General features: G+C 67.7%; 13 protein-coding genes and 1 pseudogene. 7 read left to right on the top strand and 7 right to left on the bottom strand.

What is annotated here, in order from left to right; translation table 11 throughout:
- Window positions 1–1,336 precede the first annotated feature (1,336 nt).
- From ATO4_RS09310 to ATO4_RS09320, 3 genes and pseudogenes are all read right to left on the bottom strand, one after another.
- Window positions 1,337–1,543 (bottom strand): type II toxin-antitoxin system HicB family antitoxin, encoded by a 207-nt coding sequence (locus ATO4_RS09310; RefSeq protein ID WP_083591252.1) that lies wholly within the window; start codon window positions 1,541–1,543, stop codon window positions 1,337–1,339.
- Between the two features lie 4 nt (window positions 1,544–1,547).
- A pseudogene (locus tag ATO4_RS28785) lies at window positions 1,548–1,643 on the bottom strand (addiction module toxin, HicA family); the annotation flags it as partial.
- A 185-nt stretch (window positions 1,644–1,828) separates the two neighbouring features.
- The gene (locus ATO4_RS09320) at window positions 1,829–5,728 is read right to left on the bottom strand and encodes a vitamin B12-dependent ribonucleotide reductase (RefSeq protein ID WP_083591368.1); all 3,900 of its coding nucleotides are present in this window, start codon (window positions 5,726–5,728) and stop codon (window positions 1,829–1,831) included.
- Window positions 5,729–6,245: 517 nt separating this feature from the next.
- Here ATO4_RS09320 and ATO4_RS09325 point away from each other — a divergent pair.
- Window positions 6,246–7,373, top strand: a complete 1,128-nt coding sequence (locus ATO4_RS09325) for an HWE histidine kinase domain-containing protein (RefSeq protein WP_083591253.1) — start codon at window positions 6,246–6,248, stop codon at window positions 7,371–7,373.
- A 150-nt stretch (window positions 7,374–7,523) separates the two neighbouring features.
- On the opposite strand, the gene gpt is transcribed toward ATO4_RS09325, so the two are convergent.
- Window positions 7,524–8,021 carry a xanthine phosphoribosyltransferase gene (gene gpt, locus ATO4_RS09330; RefSeq protein ID WP_083591254.1) on the bottom strand — a complete coding sequence of 166 codons (498 nt, stop codon included), beginning with the start codon at window positions 8,019–8,021 and terminating at the stop codon, window positions 7,524–7,526.
- A 220-nt stretch (window positions 8,022–8,241) separates the two neighbouring features.
- Here gpt and ATO4_RS09335 point away from each other — a divergent pair, with 220 nt between their 5' ends.
- Window positions 8,242–8,625, top strand: a complete 384-nt coding sequence (locus tag ATO4_RS09335; RefSeq protein ID WP_083591255.1) for a DoxX family protein — start codon at window positions 8,242–8,244, stop codon at window positions 8,623–8,625.
- 101 nt (window positions 8,626–8,726) lie between these two features.
- On the opposite strand, the gene bdcA is transcribed toward ATO4_RS09335, so the two are convergent.
- Window positions 8,727–9,440 (bottom strand): SDR family oxidoreductase, encoded by a 714-nt coding sequence (gene bdcA, locus ATO4_RS09340; RefSeq protein WP_083591256.1) that lies wholly within the window; start codon window positions 9,438–9,440, stop codon window positions 8,727–8,729.
- Between the two features lie 71 nt (window positions 9,441–9,511).
- Here bdcA and ATO4_RS09345 point away from each other — a divergent pair, with 71 nt between their 5' ends.
- A complete protein-coding gene (locus ATO4_RS09345) occupies window positions 9,512–10,132 on the top strand; it encodes a TetR/AcrR family transcriptional regulator (RefSeq protein ID WP_139802350.1) in 621 nt (206 codons plus the stop codon).
- A 22-nt stretch (window positions 10,133–10,154) separates the two neighbouring features.
- Here ATO4_RS09345 and ATO4_RS09350 read toward each other — a convergent pair whose 3' ends face one another.
- Window positions 10,155–10,904, bottom strand: a complete 750-nt coding sequence (locus tag ATO4_RS09350) for a competence/damage-inducible protein A (RefSeq protein ID WP_245308657.1) — start codon at window positions 10,902–10,904, stop codon at window positions 10,155–10,157.
- Between the two features lie 241 nt (window positions 10,905–11,145).
- Here ATO4_RS09350 and wrbA point away from each other — a divergent pair, with 241 nt between their 5' ends.
- The 4 genes from wrbA to gor all read left to right on the top strand — a co-directional run bounded on the left by wrbA (window position 11,146) and on the right by gor (window position 15,012).
- Window positions 11,146–11,745 (top strand): NAD(P)H:quinone oxidoreductase, encoded by a 600-nt coding sequence (wrbA, locus tag ATO4_RS09355; RefSeq protein ID WP_083591258.1) that lies wholly within the window; start codon window positions 11,146–11,148, stop codon window positions 11,743–11,745.
- A 160-nt stretch (window positions 11,746–11,905) separates the two neighbouring features.
- Entirely contained in the window at window positions 11,906–12,601 is a 696-nt protein-coding gene (gene rpiA, locus ATO4_RS09360) for a ribose-5-phosphate isomerase RpiA (protein ID WP_083591259.1), read from the top strand.
- A gap of 161 nt (window positions 12,602–12,762) precedes the next feature.
- Window positions 12,763–13,344, top strand: coding sequence for a DUF2059 domain-containing protein (locus ATO4_RS09365; protein ID WP_083591260.1), 582 nt, complete (start codon window positions 12,763–12,765; stop codon window positions 13,342–13,344).
- A 279-nt stretch (window positions 13,345–13,623) separates the two neighbouring features.
- Window positions 13,624–15,012, top strand: coding sequence for a glutathione-disulfide reductase (gene gor, locus ATO4_RS09370; RefSeq protein ID WP_083591261.1), 1,389 nt, complete (start codon window positions 13,624–13,626; stop codon window positions 15,010–15,012).
- A gap of 442 nt (window positions 15,013–15,454) precedes the next feature.
- Here the strand turns inward: gor and ATO4_RS09375 are convergent, their stop codons facing one another.
- Window positions 15,455–17,161: a tlde1 domain-containing protein gene (locus ATO4_RS09375; protein ID WP_245308658.1), complete on the bottom strand. Its 1,707-nt coding sequence runs from the start codon at window positions 17,159–17,161 to the stop codon at window positions 15,455–15,457.
- Window positions 17,162–17,491: the final 330 nt, after the last annotated feature.

Consider the following 17,491-nt stretch of genomic DNA (forward strand, 5'->3'; position numbering starts at 1 on the left):
ACCGGCGATGGGGGGGAGTATGGCGAGGGGGTGTGGGGCGGGGATGAGAATTTTTGCGGGGCGAGGGGAATCAAGGGGTTGGGGGAAATCGGTCCCGAGATATCTGCGGGGGACAGGATGGGGCGCCCTCTCTCCCCTTGAGGGAGAGAAAGCGATTTCATCGTCTTGGCGCAGCCAAGCGATAGAAATCGCAAGAGAGGGGTGCCCCCTGTCCGGACGCGCGAACACAGCAGACACCGCGAGTCTCGGGACCGGCGGCGGCGGGTGAGGCGGTGGATCCCCTCTCTTGTCATTCTCAAGGTTTGGACCTCGGCAAGCCGAGGCCCAATTCCTTGGAATGACTTTCTCTCCCTCACGGGGAGAGAGGGCGCCCGCTTCGTCTGCGCCGGCGATGCCCCCGACGTTGAGGAAAAAGGACCCTCGTCGGGGATCTCGATACCGTGCTTGCGAAGGTCCTCGCCGTCACTCGCTTGCGGCAACAAAGGTGCGACGTCGCAGACCGGGCGCCCTCTCTCCCCTTGAGGGAATCGCAAGAGAGGGGTAGCACCCTGTCCGGACGGGCGAACGGAGCAGACATCGGCATTCTCGGCACCTGTAGCGGCGGGTGAGGCGGTGGTTCCCCCTCTCTTGCCTTTTCTGCGGCTTGGACCTCGGCAAGCCGAGGCCCAAGACCGCGAAAAGGCTTTCTCTCCCTCAAGGGGAGAGAGGGCGCCCGCTTCGTCGGCATTTCGGCCAGATGATCGTCGCCGGAATTTCGACGCCGTCTTTGCGGAAGTCCTCGCCGTTGCTTCCTCGCCGATCGAATGGGGCGACGTCACAGACCGGGCGCCCTCTCTCCCCTTGAGGGAGAGAAAGCAATTTCATCGTCTTGGCGAAGCCAAGCGAGTGAAATTGCAAGAGAGGGGTGGCACCGGATCAGGACGGGCGAACGGAGCAGACATCGGCACTTCAGGTACCGCCGGCGGCGGGTGAAGCGGGGGCACCCCTCTCTTGTCATTCTCAAGGTTTGGACCTCGGCGAGCCGAGGCCCAATTCCTTGGAATGACTTTCTCTCCCTCAAGGGGAGAGAGGGCGCCCGTGCCGGCGGCGCCGCGACAGGGAGCGTCGGCGATGGGCCACGCCGCCGCCGGCGCTTCGTCATCCTCGGCCCGCAGGGTCGGGGATCCATGCCGCTGCGGTTCTGCTATCGGTCGGTTTCAGGAGTAGTGCCTCTCCAGCACCGGATGGCCGCGTAGGTGCTCCCGGCATGGATCCCCGTACTTACGCACGAAGATGACGACCGGGAGGGGGAACGGCGCCCATCCGTCCTGCGGGCGAGCCGGAGCGAACCTTCGGCTCAGACCTCGACGAAGCTTGCCCGAGCGATCGGTTCCGGTGCCGCGATGCCGTCCTCGGCGAGGCCGTCCAGGTGAAAGCGGATGGCCGCGGCAATCTCGCGCTCGGTCTCCGCGACGCTTGCACCGGTCGCGATGCAGCCGGGCAGGTCGGGAACGTAGGCCGAATAGTTGTCGCCGGCTTCTTCGATGACGATGGCGTAGCGCATGTCCTCAATCCTTCAGTCGGGCCTGCTTCAGGATGCTGTTGAGCGTTCCGGGCGAAACGGAGTCCGACAGTTTTCCGGCGATTGTGACGCGCCCCGATTTCGCCGGGTGCTTCTATTGGCGGGGGCTTTCCCTGGTGTCGACGAGGAACCAGCCGTCGGCCTCTATGACGCGGATGATTTCCCTGACGGTCCAACGGGGTGGCATCGACATATCCTTGAACATGAAAAAGTGGCCCGGAAAAATGTCTCCGGGCCACGCGCGTCATGTTTCCGATGGTCGAAACCTCAGCTACACCCGCTCGTCGACCCACACGTGTCGCACTTCAGGCACGTCCCATTCCGCACCATCGTGAAATTCCCGCATTCCGAGCAGCTCTCGCCGGTGTAGCCCTTCATCATCGCGATGGAGCGGCGTTCGGCGCTGGTGGCCTTGGGAGCCTGCGAGACGTTGGCGTTGTCTTTCGCCGTCGCCTCAAAGGCCAGCGGCTGGTCGAACAGGCCCTGGGCCGGCGAGGTGTCGGCGACCGGGGCCGGGGTGTCCAGCGGCTCGATGTCGAGGGGCGAGGGCGCCGTCTCGTAATCGCGCTTGAACGCCGCCGCCTGGGAGCCGCCGAGTGCCGTGACGGTGGCGCGGGCGGCGGTCGCCGGCTTGGCCGGCGCGTTGGCGGCTGCCGGCCGCGCCGTCGCCGTCATCGTCGTTGTCACCGGGGCCGGCTTGATCGGGGCCTCGGCCTTGGCCGAGCCGACGGGGTCGCTCGAGGAGACGAGGCGGAACTTCGCCGTCTGGCCGCGCACCATGCCCGACGAGATCGGCAGCGGCGCCGGCTTGTCGCCGGCCACCCCGCGGCCGATGGACGAGGCGCCGAAATCCTCCGGCTGGACATGGGCGAGATCGTGCCGGTCGAGATAGGAGACCGCCAGCTCGCGAAAGACGTAGTCGAGGATCGAGGTGGCGTTCTTGATCGCCTCGTTGCCCTGCACCATGCCCGCCGGCTCGAACCGCGTGAAGGTGAAGGCGTCGACATATTCCTCCAGCGGCACGCCGAACTGCAGGCCGAGCGAGATCGCGATGGCGAAGTTGTTCATCATCGCGCGGAAGGCGGCGCCTTCCTTGTGCATGTCGATGAAGATCTCGCCGAGGCGGCCGTCGTCGAACTCGCCGGTGCGCAAGTAAACCTTGTGCCCGCCGACGATGGCCTTCTGGGTGTAGCCCTTGCGCCGGTTCGGCAGCTTTTCGCGATCCCGGATGACCTTCTCGACGATCCGCTCGACGATCCGTTCGGCCACCTGCGTCGCCTGGGCGGCGGGCGGCGAGGCCATCAGCGCGGCGGCGACCTCCTCGACGCTCTCGTCCTCGTCCTCGTCGTCGGCGATCAGCGAGGCGTTGAGCGGCTGGGAGAGCTTCGAGCCGTCGCGGTAGAGCGCGTTGGCCTTCAGCGCGAGCTTCCAGGACAGCATGTAGGCGGCGGTGCAATCTTCCACCGTCGCGTCGTTCGGCATGTTGATGGTCTTGGAGATCGCCCCGGAGATGAAGGGCTGCGCCGCCGCCATCATGCGGATGTGGCTGTCGACCGAGAGATAGCGCTTGCCGATCCGCCCGCACGGATTGGCGCAGTCGAACACCGGCAGATGCTCGTCCTTCAGGAACGGCGCGCCCTCCAGCGTCATCGCCCCGCAGACATGGATGTTGGCGGCGTCGATGTCTTTCCGCGAAAAGCCGAGCGCCGGGAGCATCTCGAAGGTGAAGTCGTTCAGCTGCGCGTCGGTGAAGCCGAGGACGTCGCGGCAGAAGTCCTCGCCGAGGGTGAACTTGTTGAACACGAACTTGATGTCGAAGGCCGATGTCAGCGCGGCGTTGAGCGTCGCGATGATCTCGTCGGTGAAGCCCTTGGCCTTCAGCGAGGAGGGGTTGATCGCCGGGGCCTGGTTGAGATTGCCGTGACCGACCGCATAGGCCTCGATCTCGGCGATCTGGCTTTCCGAATATCCGAGCGTACGCAGCGCGTCCGGCACCGCGCGGTTGATGATCTTGAAGTAGCCGCCGCCGGCGAGCTTCTTGAACTTCACCAGCGCGAAGTCGGGCTCGATGCCGGTGGTGTCGCAGTCCATGACGAGGCCGATCGTGCCGGTGGGCGCGATGACCGAGACCTGGGCGTTGCGGAAGCCGTTCTTGGAGCCGAGCTCGACGGCCTCGGTCCAGGCGACCTTGGCCCGGCCGGACAGGCGCTTGTCCTTCAGCGAGGCGTGGTCGAGCGGCACCGGATCGACGGCCAGCGCCTCGTAGCCATTGGCGATGCCATGGGCGGCGCGGGCATGGTTGCGCATGACGCGCAGCATCGCTTCGGCATTGCGCTCGTAGTCCGGGAAGGGCGACAGGACGCCGGCCATCTCGGCCGAGGTCTTGTAGGCGACACCCGTCATCAGCGCCGAGATCGCGCCGCAGATCGCCCGGCCTTCCTTCGAATCATAGGGAATGCCCGACATCATCAACAGGCCGCCGATATTGGCGAAGCCGAGGCCGAGGGTGCGGTAGTCGTAGGAGCGCTGGGCGATCTCCTTGGACGGGAACTGCGCCATCAGGACGGAGATCTCGAGCACCACGGTCCAGATGCGGACGGCATGCTCGAAGGCGGCCGTGTCGAAGCGCCGGACCTCCTTGCCGTCCTTGCCGCCCTCGCCCTTCACGCTCTCCTGGAACTGGATGAGGTTGAGCGAGGCGAGATTGCAGGCCGTGTCGTCGAGGAACATGTATTCCGAGCACGGGTTCGAGGCCCGGATCGAGCCGGCCTCGGGGCAGGTGTGCCAGTCGTTCATCGTGGTGTTGAAGTGCAGGCCCGGATCGGCGGAGGCCCAGGCGGCATAGCCGATCTGCTCCCACAATTCGCGCGCCTTCAACGTCTTGTGGACCTTGCCGTCGGTGCGGCGCACGAGGTTCCATTCCTCGTCGTTCTCGACGGCGCGCAGGAAGTCGTCCGTCAGGGAGACGGAGTTGTTGGAGTTCTGCCCCGATACGGTGAGGTATGCCTCCGAGTCCCAGTCGGTATCGAACACCGGAAACTCGATCTGGGTGTAGCCCTGGCGCGCGAACTGGATGACGCGCTTGGCGTAGTTCTCGGGCACCTGCGCCTTCTTGGCGTCGCGCACGGCGCGCTTCAGCGCCGGGTTCTTCATCGGGTCGAAGCAGTCGCCGTCGGGCCCGTCGCAGTTCACGCAGGCCGACAGGATCGCCTTCATGTGCTTGGCCACGGTCTTCGAACCGGTGACGAGGGCGGCGACCTTCTCCTCCTCGCGGACCTTCCAGTTGATGTAGGCCTCGATGTCGGGGTGGTCGATGTCGACGACGACCATCTTGGCCGCGCGCCGGGTCGTGCCGCCGGACTTGATGGCGCCCGCCGCCCGGTCGCCGATCTTCAGGAAGCTCATCAGGCCCGACGACTTGCCGCCGCCGGCGAGCTTTTCCCCTTCACCGCGCAGGTGGGAAAAATTCGAGCCGGTGCCGGAGCCGTATTTGAACAGCCGCGCCTCGCGCACCCACAGATCCATGATGCCGCCGTCATTGACGAGGTCGTCGGCGACGGACTGGATGAAGCAGGCGTGGGGCTGCGGGTGCTCGTAGGACGTGGCCGAGCGGGTCAGCTGGCCGGAGCGGTAGTCGACATAATAGTGGCCCTGGCTCGGGCCGTCGATGCCATAGGCCCAATGCAGACCCGTGTTGAACCACTGCGGCGAGTTCGGCGCGACCTTCTGGGTGGCGAGCATGAAGACGAGTTCGTCGCGGAAGGCCGAGGCGTCCTCTTCCGTTTCGAAATAGCCGCCCTTCCAGCCCCAATAGGTCCAGGTGCCGGCGAGCCGGTCGAAGACCTGGCGTCCGTCCATCTCCGAGCCGAAACGCTCGTCCTCGGGAAGCTTGGCGAGGGCCTTCTCGTCGGCGACCGAGCGCCAGAGGAAGGAGGGCACGTCGTGCTCCTCGAGCTTCTTCAGCTTCGCCGGCACGCCCGCCTTGCGGAAATATTTCTGCGCCAGGATGTCCGAGGCCACCTGGCTGAACTGCTCGGGGACGTCGATCCCCTCCAGCCGGAAGACGATCGAGCCGTCCGGGTTCTTGATCTCGCTCGTCGCCTTGCGAAAGGCGATGGCGGCGTAGGGGCTCTCGCCGGCCTTGGTGTAGCGGCGCTCGAACTTCATGCCCATCTCAAACCCATCCTCGACTGATTGTCTCAAACCCGTGTCACGGAGGGGCCGGCGTCAGCCGACGCATCATCCCCGGACACTGCTAGAATATGAACCCGGCCCGCATCTAGTGGCGTCTGCCCCGGGTAACCCCATATATAGTGGCTTGCGAGGGTTACGCGAAGCTTAAAATCTTGGATTTTACCGAACAGCGTGAGTTATCAACGGGATTCACCGGCGCCCCCTGGAGCGGCCTGATTCGCGGTGGCCGGCAACGCCATCTCCGGTCCCCCGGTCGATGGTCGCGAGGGTAGGGTGAGTCCGCCGGGGCGGTCAATCGCGCTTCGGCCCGCGCGGTCCGGCAAGGGACAAACTGTGTACAAGCTGCCGCGGCGTGGGCGCGATCCCTTGAAAACCCGGGACTGCGCGCCTTACGTTGATTTTTATGGAATTTGCCGGACCAGCGGTCCAGCGGCGCGCGCCGCTGGTGAACCGAGGCGGTTCGATTCCACGTGTCTTGGAAGGACCGTGATTGTCTCGGCCTGAGAATTCGAGCTGGAACCTGTCCGTCGCGGACATCACCGCGACCGGGCCGGAGGAGTCGATCGATCGCATCACCCGGATGGCGACGCGGCTTCTGGGCGTTCCGGCGGGCTTCCTGGTGATCGCCGAGGGCGAAACGCTGGTGTTCAAGAGCGAGATCGGCCTTCCCCCCGCAGCGACGCTCACCGGGAGCGGATTGCGGGTCGCCGCCCGGTACGGCGCGCTCCTGCGCCATGTGGCGGGCGGGCACGCGCTGCAGATCGACGACGTCGCGGCAGACGGGCGATTCGCGCCGTCAGGTCTTGCCGAAGAACTCGGGATCGGTGCCTTCATAGGGCTCCCGGTGGGCCTTCCCTGCGGATCCCTCGCCGGGGCGTTCTGCGTCGCCGACGCCCGCCCCCGCGCCTGGTCGGCCATCGACCGCCAGCGTTTCGACGAGGTGCAGGCGGTGCTTGCCGGCGAACTCGCGCTGCGCCAGGAGGTCAAGCTGCGCATGCAGCTCGAGCAGCGGGCCTTCCTGATGTCGCGGGAGATGGAGCACCGGATCAAGAACTCCCTGTCGACGGTCCAGGCGATCATCCTGTTGTCGGTGCGCGACGGCCAGAGCGCGTCGGAGATCCGGGCCGACCTTCTGGAGCGGGTCGCGTCGCTGGCCAAGACCCAGTCGCTGCTTGCCGACCGGGACGGCAAGGGGGCGCTGTTCGCCGACATCGTCGCCGCCGAGCTCCAGCATTACGGGATCGGCACCAATGTCTGGGTCGACGGGCCGGAGGTCCTCGTCGGCAAGGACGACGCGGTCTCGCTGTCGATGATCATCCACGAGCTGGCGACCAACGCCGCCAAGCATGGGGCTCTCGCCCTGCGCACCAAGGGCGGCGTCGCGATGCGCTGGGAGCCGTCCGAACGCGACAGGCAGCCGGCGCTGACCTTCCATTGGGAAGAGTGGTTCGAGGGCGGACCGCCGAAGCTCGCCGGCGCCGGCACCAACGGTTTCGGCTTCGGCACCGAACTGCTCGAGACGCTCGTCCTGCGTCAGATGCGCGGCGAGATGTCCCGCGAGCTGACGCCGGGCGGCCTGATGTTCACCGCCAGCGTCCGGCTGAGCCAGGCGGCGTGATCCGGGGACGGCTCGGGCCGCGCCGCGATCGAGGATCGCCGGGCACCCGGCGGCCCTGCTGACTGGCCATGATCGTCGAGTCGCCCGGCTGGCGTGCCGCCAGCCTGTCGTCGAGCGCGCCGGCCTTCGTTCGGGGCGCCCGCCCGTCGTTCAGCCCGGCTGTCCCTTGCCGATCGGCGCCTGGAAGGACAGGCCGAGATCCCAGGGAAAGAAGATCCAGGTGTCCTGGCTGACCTCGGTGATGAAGGTGTCGACCATCGGACGGCCCTTCGGCTTGGCATAGACCGCGGCGAAATGCGCCTTCGGCAGCATCGCGCGCACGACGCCGGCGGTCTTGCCGGTATCGGTGAGGTCGTCGACGATCAGCACGCCCTCGCCGTCGTCGGTGAGGAGCTCGGGGCTGATCTCCTTCAGGACCCGCAGTTCGCCCTGTTCGCTGTATTCGTGATAGGAGGCGACGCAGACCGTCTCGATCAGTCGGATGCCCAGCTCGCGCGAGATCACCGCCGCGGGCACCAGCCCGCCGCGGGTGATGCAGACGATCGCGCGCCACTCGGTGCCGATCCCGGCGAGCCGCCAGGCCAGCGCCCGGGCATCGCGATGAAACTGATCCCACGAGACCGGAAACGACTTTTCCACCATCGACATCGCGCTCGATCCTTCCGCCCCGGCAAATGACGGGTCGGGATAGATCGAATCGAAGCGTCAAGGCAAGCACTGAGCAGATCCTGCCCACCACAGGCGCGCTCGCCGCGGCGACGGGGGCTGGCAAGACGGGCGATCCTCAGTCAACCTTGCCTTGGTGGATTCAGATGGCAGGCTTCGCTATCGATCGGCACCACCTCCCGTAGAAGAGAGAGCAAGCACGATGAATCTCGACCGCTATCAACCCTACGCCCTGGGACTGCTTCGCATCGTCACCGGATTGATCTTCATGGCCCACGGAACGCAGAAGCTTCTGTCCTTTCCGGCGGGCGAACGGGCCGGCGTCGAGCTCCTGTCGCTGTCGGGCATCGCCGGCGCCATCGAGCTCGTCGGCGGCTTCCTGATCGTCATCGGCCTGTTCACCCGGATCGTCGCCTTCATCTGTTCCGGCGAGATGGCCGTCGCCTACTGGATGGCCCACGCGCCGCAGAACTTCTTCCCGGTGAACAACGGCGGCGATTCGGCGATCCTCTACTGCTTCGTCTTCCTGTTCCTGGTGTTCGCCGGGGCAGGGGCATGGAGCGTCGACGCCGCGCGAAGCCGGTAGCGGCGTCGACGGCCTCGCCGCTCGCGCAATACGAGCGACGAGGCCGGTTTCGCCGTCGTCACGGGACGGGCAGGCGCTGGCGCGCCGCCCGTCGCAAGACGTCAGGCGCCGAAGCCGCCGTCGATCGTGTGCATCGCGCCGGTGACCATCGCCGCCTCCGGCCCGACGAGATAGGCGACCATTCCGGCGACTTCCGCAGGCTTGGCGTGCCGCTTGATCGCCATGAACGAGTGCATCAGATCCTTCATCGGACCGTCGGCCGGATTCATGTCCGTATCGACCGGGCCCGGCTGGACGACGTTGACCGTGATCTCGCGATCGCCGAAATCGCGGGCAAAGCCGCGTGCCATTCCCTGCAGGGCCGACTTGGTCATGGCGTAGCCGGCGCCCCCGGCAAAGGGGATGCGGTCGCCGTTGACCGAGCCGATCACGACGATCCGTCCACCGCGGTTCATCGTCCGGGCAGCAGTGACGATCGCGTGATAGGGGCTGCGGACATTGACGTCGAGCATCCGGTCGATGGCATCCGCTTCGTGCTCCAGCGGATCGCCGAGAATCCCGATACCCGCATTGATCACGAGAATGTCGAGCGGCCCCTCTGCCGCGACGGTGGCGATCGTCTGGCCACGGTCGGCGGAGTCCGCCCGGATCGCCGCTGCCCCGGTCTTCTCCGCAAGGGCGTGCGCGGCCGCTTCGGATCCGGCATAAGTGAAGCGCGTATCGGCGCCGTCCGCCCGCAGCCGCTCGACGACGGCGGCTCCGATGCCGCGGCTGCCGCCGAGGACGAGAGCCTTCTTGCCCGAAAGGGTGGTCATGGATTGTCTCCGCTGGTTTATGTAGCGGACGATACATATATCCCTGGGGTGGGAGCGCAAGGAATATTGTAGTGCCCGATACAAAAAAATCCGGACGGGGCCGTCCCCGCGCGTTCTGCGCCGAAACCGCGCTGGCTGCCGCCACGGAGCTGTTTCGGCAAAAGGGCTACGACGCGGTCACCATCGCCGAACTCTGCGACGCGACCGGTCTGAAACCGCCGAGCCTCTATGCCGCCTTCGGCGCCAAGCGCGACCTGTTCGAACGGGCGGTGGGCCTGTCCGTCGCCACGACCGGCCATCAACTGATCGACAGTTTCACCGGCGAGCCGGACATCGGCCGGGCGATCGCGGCGGTCTTCCGCCAGGCGGCGGAACTCTATGCCCGGGACCGGGGTGGCCAGGCCTGCCTGGTGATGGAGGGCACCATCAACTGCTCCGATCCGGCCGTCAGCGACATGACGGCGCGGTTGCGGCGCGAGATGCGCGATGTCGTCGCCGCTCGGATCGCCGCGGTCGCTCCCGACGATGCCGATACGCTCGCCGATTTCGTCATGCTGGGCGTTGCGGGCATTTCCGCCGCGGCACGCGAGGGCGTCGAGGAGGCCGCATTGCAGGAGAGCGCGAAGATTCTCGCCGATGGCGCGCGGCAGCGGCTCGCTGCCGGCCGGGCGGGGAACGGCGGGGGCGCGTGAACCGGGCTTTCCTCGCCGTGATTCAGACGGCTTTGGCCCGCTCAATTTCCACCAGCATCGCCTCGACGGCCTTGGCCGCGGTGTCGATCGCTGCCTCGTCCCGGGACCGGATGACGATCTCGGTGGAATAGCGGGCGCCGTCGAACTTCGGATAGGAGCCGATCACGACGTTCGGATGCTCCTTGGCGATCTGCCTCAAGGGATCGCCGATGTCGCCTTCGCCGAACGGGCAGGCGACGGCGCGGCTCTTCAGCGGCACGCCGACCGGCAGGGCCGGCAGCAGCGACGCCAGCATCGCCTGGAAGACGCTCGGCACGCCGGCCATCACGAAGACGTTGTCGATCCGGAAGCCCGGCGCCACGGACACCGGATTGTCGATCAGCGTCGCACCCTGGGGCGTGCGGGTCATGCGGCGCCGGGCCGGGGTGAACTCCATCCCGCGGGAGGCATAGTTTGCCTCCAGCCGCGCGACCGCCTCGGGATGCTCGATCACCGCCAGCCCGAAGGCGGCCGCCACGGCATCGGCGGTGATGTCGTCATGGGTCGGCCCGATGCCGCCGGAGGTGAAGACGAAGTCGTAGCTGCGGCGCAGCGTGTTCAGCGTGTCGGCGATCATGTGCGGCTCGTCGCCGACGATGCGCACTTCCTTCAGGTCGATGCCGGCGATCGTCATCACCTCGGCGAGATGGCCGATGTTCTTGTCCTTCGTCCGGCCGGACAGAAGTTCGTCGCCGATGGCGAGCATCGCGGCCGTGACAGGTTCACGCGGCATTGGGGTCTTCTCCTGCGGGACATCGTCCCGAGTAAGTGTGAGAGCCCGCCGGAAAGCAAGAGGGCGCCCCGAACGCCGCCCCGAACGCCATTGCCGCACGCTGTGCACGCCTTGCCTATTGTCGCGCGACGCGTGACGGTGCGTCGCGGGAATTCTTCAAGCCAGATCGGCGGCGCTCGCCTATGTCGTTCCTGCAGCCCCCGAATGGTCGGGGTTTCGAACCACGAAAGGAGCTTCAGCGATGGCGAAGGTTCTCGTCCTCTATTATTCCAGCTACGGCCACATCGAGACGATGGCGAAGGCTGTCGCCGAAGGTGCCGAAAGCGCCGGTGCCAGCGTCGACATCAAGCGCGTGCCCGAGACCGCGCCGGCCGAGGTCGTCGCGGCCGCCCACTTCAAGACCGATCATCCCTATCCGGTTTGCGAGGTCGAGGAGCTGAAGAATTACGACGCCATCATCATCGGCGTGCCGACCCGCTACGGCAACATGTCGTCGCAGATGCAGTCCTTCTGGGACCGGACGGGTCCGCTCTGGGCGACGGGCGCTCTCGTCGGCAAGGTCGGCGGCGCCTTCACCTCGACGGCGTCCCAGCACGGCGGCAACGAGACCACGCTGATCTCGGCGATGAAGGTCCTGCTGCATCACGGCCTGATGGTCGTCGGCCTGCCCTACGCCTATCCGGGTCTCGTCGAGCTCGGCGAGATTGCCGGCGGCACGCCCTATGGCGCGTCGACCATCGCCGGCGGCGACGGCTCGCGCCAGCCGAGCGAGAACGAACTCGGCGGCGCCAGATTCCAGGGCAAGCACATCGCCGAGATCGCTGCCAAGGTCGCCGCCTGAGCCACGCTCCGCCCCTGCGGCGGATGCGTCCGAATCCTGCGAAAGGCCGCCGCGTGCGGCCTTTTTGCGTTCCGCGCCGTCGCTGGCCGCCGCTGCGACCTATCGGCCGGGCGGCGGGCCTGCTAGACGATTTTTGAAAAAGGCGAAAGGATCGAGCGGGATGGCCAGTGCGGAGGAATTGAAGCGGGCGGCCGGAGAGGCGGCGGTCGGGCTCGTCGAGGACGGGATGTGCCTCGGCATCGGCACGGGATCGACGGCGGAGGCCTTCATCCGGGCGTTGGCCGAAAAGGTCCGGGGCGGGCTGAAGATCACCGGCGTCGCGACCTCCGAGCGCACCGAGCGGCTCTGCCAGGAACTGGCGATCCCGATGGCGACGCTGGAGACCCTGCCGCAGCTCGACCTGACCGTCGACGGCGCCGACGAGATCGACAGGGAGCTGCGCCTCGTCAAGGGCGGCGGCGGCGCGCTGCTGCGCGAGAAGATCGTCGCGGCGGCCTCCAAGCGCATGCTGGTGGTCGCCGACGAGACCAAGCTGGTCGAGACGCTCGGCGCCTTTCCGCTGCCGATCGAGATCAACGGCTTCGGCATGATCGCCACCTATCTCGCCATCCAGGCGGCGGCCAAGGGCCTTGGCCTTTCCTGCGAGCTGACCCTGCGGCGCAGCGGCGAGGCGCCGTTCATCACCGACAGCGGCCACCTCATCCTCGATGCATCCTTTGGCCGCATTCCGGATCCACAAGCGCTGTCCCGCGCCCTGCACGATGTGCCCGGCGTCGTCGAGCACGGGCTGTTCCTGGGCCTTGCCACGGAGGCCCTGGTGGCGACGTCCGATGGCATCCGGCACCTTCGCGCCTGAGCCCGCGCGCCTGGCCGCCGGCTTGCAGGATCCGGCCGAAGCCGGTACTTCGCGCCGGTGACGAACCGGACGGCCGGGCGAGACGGTCATCCGGAACGGGTGCCGAGGATCGGCCCGGGGCGCAGATCGATCAACGCAGTCCCTACGGAGTCAATGAACCGATGATCTTCAGTCAGTCGATGCGCCGCGGCGTCGTTGCCGCCGCCACCGCGATGCTGCTCCTGCCGGCCGCCGCCAGCGCCCAGCAGGCGAACGATGCGCAGCAGACCAGCCAGCCGGCCCAGGACATCAGCGAGAGCCACCTCGCGGCGGCCCGCGCGGCGGTCACGGCGATCCGGGCCACCGACCAGTTCGACGAGATCCTCCCGAACGCCGCGACCCAGATCAAGTCGGAGCTGATCAACAACCGGCCCGACATGGAGCAGCAGATCTCCGACATGGTGGACGACGCGGCGATCGCCCTGGCGCCGCGCCGTGCCGATCTCGAGACCGAGGTGGCGCGCATCTATGCCCGGATCTTCAGCGAGGACGAGCTGAAGAGCATTGCGAGCTTCTACAGCTCCGGAGCCGGCGAGAAGCTGCTCGCCCAGGGCCCCCAGGCGACCCGCGGCATGCTGCAGGCGGCCGAACTGTGGAGCCGCGGCATCGTCCGGGATCTGCGCCAGGCGGCGTTCGACGAATTCCGCGCCATGAATGGCGGCGCCGCGCCGCAGGCCGAGGGCGCCGCGACCGGCGCCAACTAGGGGCGACGGCGACGGGAGCCGGCAGGGGCGCCGGATCGGCAGAGCCGCTTGCGGCCGCACCCGGCTCGCGATGCGGCCGGAACGGACCGGCACATGCCGCCGGGCCCTCGGCTCCCGCGGCTCCGGAACGGGCCTGCCGCTGCGGCCGCCCTTCGAAGATTTGACGCGACGGCGCGAAACAAACCGCTCCGCCGCGCCGTATCGTGCGACGAGCCGCCCCGAAGGCGGGGCCGGCGGACCCGCACGACGGGACGGGCTCAACCAGCGGGACGACTAGCCATGGCTGCATACGACTACGATCTCTTCGTCATCGGGGGCGGCTCCGGCGGCGTTCGCGCCGCGCGTGTCGCGGCATCGCTGGGCAAGCGGGTCGCGATCGCCGAGGAATACCGCTACGGCGGGACCTGCGTGATCCGCGGCTGCGTGCCGAAGAAGCTCTTCGTCTATGCCTCGCAGTTCTCCGAGGCCTTCGAGGATGCCGAGGGCTACGGCTGGAGCGTCGGCGAGACGCGCTTCGACTGGTCGAAACTGATGGCCGCCAAGGACAAGGAGATCGAGCGGCTCGAGGGGATCTACCAGACCAATGCCCTCAAGGCTGGCGCCGAGGTCATCACCGACCGCGCGGTGCTGGAAGGCCCGCACGCGGTCCGGCTGATCGGCGCGGACCGGCACGTGACCGCCGAGACGATCCTGATCGCCACCGGCGGGCGGCCCAACCGCCACCCGGCGATGCCCGGCGCCGAGCACTGCATCACCTCCGAGGAGGCGTTCCATCTGAAGGAGCTGCCGAAGCGCATCGCGGTCCTCGGCGGCGGCTATATCGCGGTGGAATTCGCCAACATCTTCCACGGCCTCGGCGTCGACACGACGCTGGTCTATCGCGGCAAGGAGATCCTGCAGGGCTTCGACGACGACCTGCGCCACGAGCTCCACGAGGCGATGGACAGGAAGGGTCTCCAGGTCCATTGCTGCGACACCTTCGAGCGGGTCGACATGCGCGGCGACGGCACGCTTGCGGCGACGATGAAGAGCGGCGAGGTGCTGATCGTCGACCAGGTGATGCTGGCGATCGGCCGCAACGCCAACACCGAGAATCTCGGCTGCGAGACGGCCGGCGTCGAACTCGACGAGCGCGGCGCGGTGAAGGTCGACGAGTATTCGCGCACCAGCGCAGAGAACATCTACGCCATCGGCGACGTCACCCACCGGGTCCAGCTGACGCCGGTGGCGATCCACGAGGCCATGTGCCTCATCGACACGCTCTATCGCGGCAAGCCGACGTCGCCCGACTACGACAGCATCGCCACGGCGGTGTTCTCGCAGCCGGAACTCGGCGTCGTCGGCCTCACCGAACAGGAGGCATGCCGGCGCTTTGCCGAGATCGAGATCTTCAAGGCGACGTTCCGGCCGATGAAGAACACCCTCACCGGGCGCGAGGGCCGGATGATCATGAAGCTCGTCGTCGATGCGGCGACCCGCCGCGTCCTCGGCGCCCACGTCCTCGGCCACGATGCCGGCGAGCTCGCCCAGATCCTCGCCATCGCCGTCAAGGCCGGCCTCACCAAGGACCAGTTCGACGCCACCATGGCCGTCCACCCGACGGCGGCGGAAGAACTGGTGACCATGTACCAGCCGAGCTACCGTGTGAAGAACGGCGAGCGGGTCTGAGGTGCGGAGACGGGGAGGGGCCTCGGCGGGGCCGCTCCGCCGTCTGCTGCCGCTCGCTCCTTCAGCTGTCTGCGCACCGGCAGACGCATTTCGAAGCGCCTCGTGCGGCGACGGCGGTCGATCCACGGAACATGCCCGGCACGATTTTGACCTCCCATGCGGTCCCGTCGGCAGTCCTCCATGCCAGCCACCATCGGCATGGAAGAACGGTCGCAGAGCTGAAACGTCGTCATCCCGGCCCCCGAGCCGGCATGAGGAAGCGGTTGCAGCTGACCCCCACAACCTCATGCGGTTCGCCGGCATGTTCGGCACGAATGCCGCATCCATGCCGAGCAATCCGGCAATAGGGGCCAATCCGGCAGGACCGAGCTTCGAGATCCGCTGCGCGGCTCGCACCCGCTTCCCGACGGCGCCCCGCCTCCCGGCAGAGCGGCCGCGTCCCCTACAGCGCCGCCATGTAGGTCGGCAGTTCGTCGAGGCTTTTCACGACGATCATCTTCTTGATCTTGCCGCGCTTGAAGGCGGCGAGGAAGCGGTCGTAGTTCTTGAAGACGATGCAGCCGTTCGACTGGGAGCGGTCGCCGCCGCCGACATACATGTAGGAATGGGCGAGGAGACCGTCGCGATTGTACTTCTTGCGCCCGTCCGCCGGCAGCAGCCGGATGGCCTCGACGCCGTGGAACAGCGCCTCGCGCATCCGCAGGTTATAGACGTTGGGCGGCGTCGGCCCGCGCATCTTCTGGGCGACGTAGCGCGGATTGTCCTGCATGTGTCCGAGGCCGGAATGGGCCTCCAGCTTGCCGTCGCCGGGCAGATAGACCGTCTGGGCCGAGATGTCGTAGACGGCGACGCCGAGATGGGCTGGGGGCAGCTTGGCCGAGCTGCCCCGGCTGAACAGCCGTTCGAAGAAGCTGCCGCCGCGGTCGGAATCCTGGCCGGGAACGTTCGGCCGTGTGCTGGCGACGGCCGGGGCGGGCTGCGGGGCACGGCGCTGCGCAGGCTGCTGCCGGGCCGGCTCGGGTTGCGGGCTGGCGACCACCGGCGGCTGGTAGTTCGGCCGGCGCTCGGGCAACGGCACGACGAGCGCGGTCATCTCTTCGGTCACGGTGCCGAGCGGACCGGGAAGCCCTTCCGGCTCGAGGCTCGCCACCTGCACCTCTTTGCCGGCAGCCTCCGTCTCGGGGCGGGAAGCGGGCAGGGGAACCGACGACAGCACCGATGCGTCTGCCGGCTCGCCGGCCTCGACCCCTGCCTCGGCTGTGATCTCGGTGCCGATCGCGGCATCGATCTGCGGGCGGAAGGACGGGCGGGAAAAGTCGCCGGGCGACTGGTAGGCGGCGACCGCCATGCCGGAGAGCCCCGGCCGCAGCGAGGGCTGCGGGTCGAAGGCCGCGAGCCGGGCGAGGGCGCCGGTGCTCGGCGGCCTGGTCCCGACTGCCGACGAGCTGCCCGTCGGGGCCTCCGCGGCGACCTTGGCCTCGAGGCTCTTCGGAATGCTGCGAAGGATGTCCCGGGCAAGTTCCGGACGCCGGCTGGTCAGCGAAGCGACGAGGAGATCCGCGTCGATCCCGTGATCCGGCAGGGCCGCCGCGACCATCGCACGGCCCGCTGCTTCGTGCCGGATACCCGTCCGGGACGACGCCGTGTTGCCGGCCGTCCGGTTGTCGCCGGCCCTCGGCTCGGCCGGGTGGAAGACGCGGCCGCCCCGTTGCGCCAGCTCGTGGCCGGCAAGGTCGAAACCGCCGGCCGCCGCCGGGGCGGCGTCCAGAAATCCGTTGCCCGCGATGCGGGCCGAGAGGTCGCCCGGGTTATCGCCCAAGCTGGTGACTGAGCTGCTGGCCGCGATGCGAAACCTGCGATCGCCCTGCGGCGAGTGCGCCGCGGCGCGGCCATCGAGCGCGGCCAGCTTCACCGGGGCGTCGCCTGCGGCCTGCGCCAAAGCCTCGGCCGGCAGGGCTGCGCTCCGGGCGGCCGGGCCGCTTCCGGCATGGGTGTCGGTCAAAAAGGCGAACGAGCCGGCGACGATCACGGCCGCTGCCGAGACCGCCACCACGGTGCCCGTCCACACCGCGCCACGGCTGGCGCGTGGCGTTCCGCGCTGTGGTCTGCGCCCGTTCGGGCGCACCCCCTCGAAGCTGTCTGCGGTCAAGCGCTTCCCCTCGCTTCAGTCACGGTGATCGGCGATAGGCCCCTGTTTCCCGCCGGCCTTGCAGCCGGTCCGTCGATCCTGGCCTTGCGTCGATCCCGGCCTTCATTGTCGGCGAAACGTGGTAACCAATTCGTTTCGCATGCAGATGTTTTCTTCACCATGGTCGCCGAAGCTGCGACGACGGGAAGGTGGGCAGTTGCCCCGACAGGGCATCCGCGGACGCGAAGCTGGCGTCCGGACGATGTCCGGCCGGCATGTCGAGGCCGCAAGGCAGCGACTGCCCAGGCCTTCGGCGGCGATCATGGCGTGTTGGCTGAACCCCTCCAGCAA

Source organism: Aurantimonas sp. 22II-16-19i, from assembly GCF_002088275.1.
GTDB lineage: Bacteria > Pseudomonadota > Alphaproteobacteria > Rhizobiales > Rhizobiaceae > Jiella.

What these genes read in the sequence shown, in the direction of transcription:
- gor (WP_083591261.1), top strand. Translation starts at nt 13,624, where the DNA reads ATGGCTGCATACGACTACGATCTCTTCGTCATCGGGGGCGGCTCCGGC.
- wrbA (WP_083591258.1), top strand. Translation starts at nt 11,146, where the DNA reads ATGGCGAAGGTTCTCGTCCTCTATTATTCCAGCTACGGCCACATCGAG.
- ATO4_RS09310 (WP_083591252.1), bottom strand. Translation starts at nt 1,543, where the DNA reads ATGCGCTACGCCATCGTCATCGAAGAAGCCGGCGACAACTATTCGGCC.
- ATO4_RS09350 (WP_245308657.1), bottom strand. Translation starts at nt 10,904, where the DNA reads ATGCCGCGTGAACCTGTCACGGCCGCGATGCTCGCCATCGGCGACGAA.
- bdcA (WP_083591256.1), bottom strand. Translation starts at nt 9,440, where the DNA reads ATGACCACCCTTTCGGGCAAGAAGGCTCTCGTCCTCGGCGGCAGCCGC.
- rpiA (WP_083591259.1), top strand. Translation starts at nt 11,906, where the DNA reads ATGGCCAGTGCGGAGGAATTGAAGCGGGCGGCCGGAGAGGCGGCGGTC.
- gpt (WP_083591254.1), bottom strand. Translation starts at nt 8,021, where the DNA reads ATGTCGATGGTGGAAAAGTCGTTTCCGGTCTCGTGGGATCAGTTTCAT.
- ATO4_RS09365 (WP_083591260.1), top strand. Translation starts at nt 12,763, where the DNA reads ATGATCTTCAGTCAGTCGATGCGCCGCGGCGTCGTTGCCGCCGCCACC.
- ATO4_RS09335 (WP_083591255.1), top strand. Translation starts at nt 8,242, where the DNA reads ATGAATCTCGACCGCTATCAACCCTACGCCCTGGGACTGCTTCGCATC.
- ATO4_RS09320 (WP_083591368.1), bottom strand. Translation starts at nt 5,728, where the DNA reads ATGAAGTTCGAGCGCCGCTACACCAAGGCCGGCGAGAGCCCCTACGCC.